The sequence below is a fragment of the Gottfriedia endophytica genome (assembly GCF_017814275.1).
In the GTDB taxonomy this organism is placed as follows: domain Bacteria; phylum Bacillota; class Bacilli; order Bacillales; family Bacillaceae_G; genus Gottfriedia; species Gottfriedia endophytica.
The window spans coordinates 1-2,234 of the sequence record NZ_JAGIYQ010000028.1; the positions used below are offsets into that span (position 1 = coordinate 1).

A 2,234-nucleotide genomic window follows, 5' to 3' on the forward strand; every position below is an offset into this window, starting at 1 on the left:
TTAGGCACGCCGCCAGCGTTCGTCCTGAGCCAGGATCAAACTCTCCATAATAGATTGTTTATCTTAAGCTCTAAAACTAATAATTGACGTTTACTTCATGTTTTGTTTAGTTTTCAAAGTTCACTTCGTCGCTCAGAAGCGACTATAATAGAATAACATTTCTAGTTGTTTATGTCAACAACTTTTATTTATTCTTTTTTTGTGTGTCTCAACGTTTTGTTGTGACAACGTTTATTAATATACCATGCATTTTTAAACTCTGCAAGTGTTTTTGTAAACTATTTTTATAAATTTATAGATTAGTATTTTCATTTAATAGATTAACCGTTCTGACTTCATTGATACTCCAATAGTTAACCCCTACTCTAAAACATTATAAGTAACTCAAGTTGTTGTATGTTGGAGCTAATCTAGCATCTTAACAAAGAAAAAGACACAGCAATTATAATCATGCCTTCGGAGTCTTTTGAGACTTCCCCGCGAAAAATGCAGAACATAGAAGGAAGACTGATCCTAAACCAACTCCCACTAACATTGAATAATCAAAGATACTCTTTAATGCTAATCCACCCGCAATTGATGCGACAAAAAACATAAGAAACATTAATGTATAGTTCTTCTTCATTTATTCATCGCCCTCACTTTTACCATTATTATACAATTAAAATTGTTAGTCTCTTTTGTTGTTTAGAAATAAATTTATTTTTTAATCTGATTTTACTTTTATATATTTACTTACAACAAAATGTCCACCAGGTACAGAAATATATCCTAATTTTTGATTAACGGAAATCATAGCTTTATTAAGAGAGTCATTGTCGGTACACTTTTTATTATATCTACTTGCCTTTGCTGTTTGAATCGATTTCAACTTTAAAGCTAAAGAAATTTTTTGACCTCGAAATTCTTTATCAACGCCAGTCCATTCGTTATACAATTCCCCATCTGCTTTAGGTATTAATATTGTCATACCAACTATTCTACTTTCACTAAATGCAATTATGGCAATATTAGAATTAGCAAGGAATTCATTTGACCCATCTTCTAGACTTGGAAGACTATTTTCATCATCATTCATAGCAGGATTATCTTTCACTGTTTGTTTAAACAATTTATAGAGTGGCGTTTTTACAGTTTTTACATCCATTTCGGATAAACTCGCAAATGTAATTCCTCTTATATTTACTTCTTCTATAATACTTCCATTAATTTTCTCATCAAATGTAGGTAAATCTAATGTTGATTGCCATACATGTCTTTCTTTTTTATATCCATTCATTTCAATAAAAGATACAGAATCATTCAGATGGTCTGGTACTTCGGAAATTAGAAAATCAGCTTTCATTTCCCTTCCCCAACACTCTAAATGATTTAATAATTCCTTTCCAACCCTTTTATCCCTATACTTAGGCGAAACAATTAGTGTGCTACAAATTACACCTGACTCAGTCCAAGGCGCTCTCCAACTAGAAGCATATCCTATTATATTTTGATCATCATCAATGGCAACAATCCGATTCCTACAAAAACCTATAAAAAGATTAGACTCATTGAGTAATGTATTATCTTTTAAAGGAATTCTTTTGTCTTCTTCTTGAAGATTAGCAGCAGAAATTAAATCACGGTGAAGTTCTCCTTGGTACGAATTTTATTAGCATGGATGTCTCTTTCTAAAAGATTGATTCTATTGAACTTATAAATTTTAAAGACAGAAGTTGATTTGGGCGGAAGGCGCGAGACTCCTGTGGTAATAGAGGGAAGACTGAGACCCCCGCAGGCTTGCCGAGGAGGCTCAGGTCACGCCCCACGGAAAGGGAGCATCCTGGAGAATCAACTAACACATTCTAAAATAGCCATAATGTATACGAAAACAGCCTTTATTTTTTAGAAATCACAATTTCTCATTCAATTGTCATGAAAATAAGGAATTCTTCCTATAATAATTGTCTTTTAAAGTGTTATTTTTAGATAGCCAAAATGAATTCTTGAAAAGAATGTACTTTGAATAGTTAAGGATGAGGATATTCATGGTTAGAAAATTGTATTATCATAAATTTTTACGAAGGCAGTCAAACAAAAAACTCTAGCCATAATGACTAGAGTTTTTACGATTACCAGGCAACGTCCTACTCTCACAGGGGGAAGCCCCCAACTACCATCGGCGCTAAAGAGCTTAACTTCCGTGTTCGGGATGGGAACGGGTGTGACCTCTTTGCCATAATTACCTGATTCTA

The 2,234-nt window shown here is 33.3% G+C and carries 2 protein-coding genes and 1 rRNA gene; all 3 read right to left on the reverse strand.

Annotated elements, in window-relative coordinates:
• Positions 1-448: 448 nt before the first annotated feature.
• Positions 449-625 carry a hypothetical protein gene (locus J5Y03_RS19640; protein WP_209407694.1) on the reverse strand — a complete coding sequence of 59 codons (177 nt, stop codon included), beginning with the start codon at positions 623-625 and terminating at the stop codon, positions 449-451.
• An 81-nt stretch (positions 626-706) separates the two neighbouring features.
• Complete coding sequence (locus J5Y03_RS20150) at positions 707-1,615, reverse strand: GNAT family N-acetyltransferase (RefSeq protein ID WP_322099606.1); 909 nt, start codon at positions 1,613-1,615, stop codon at positions 707-709.
• A 498-nt stretch (positions 1,616-2,113) separates the two neighbouring features.
• A 5S ribosomal RNA gene (rrf, locus tag J5Y03_RS19650) occupies positions 2,114-2,229 on the reverse strand.
• Positions 2,230-2,234: the final 5 nt, after the last annotated feature.

Coding starts and splice junctions, on each gene's coding strand:
- J5Y03_RS19640 (WP_209407694.1), bottom strand. CDS start 625: ATGAAGAAGAACTATACATTAATGTTTCTTATGTTTTTTGTCGCATCA.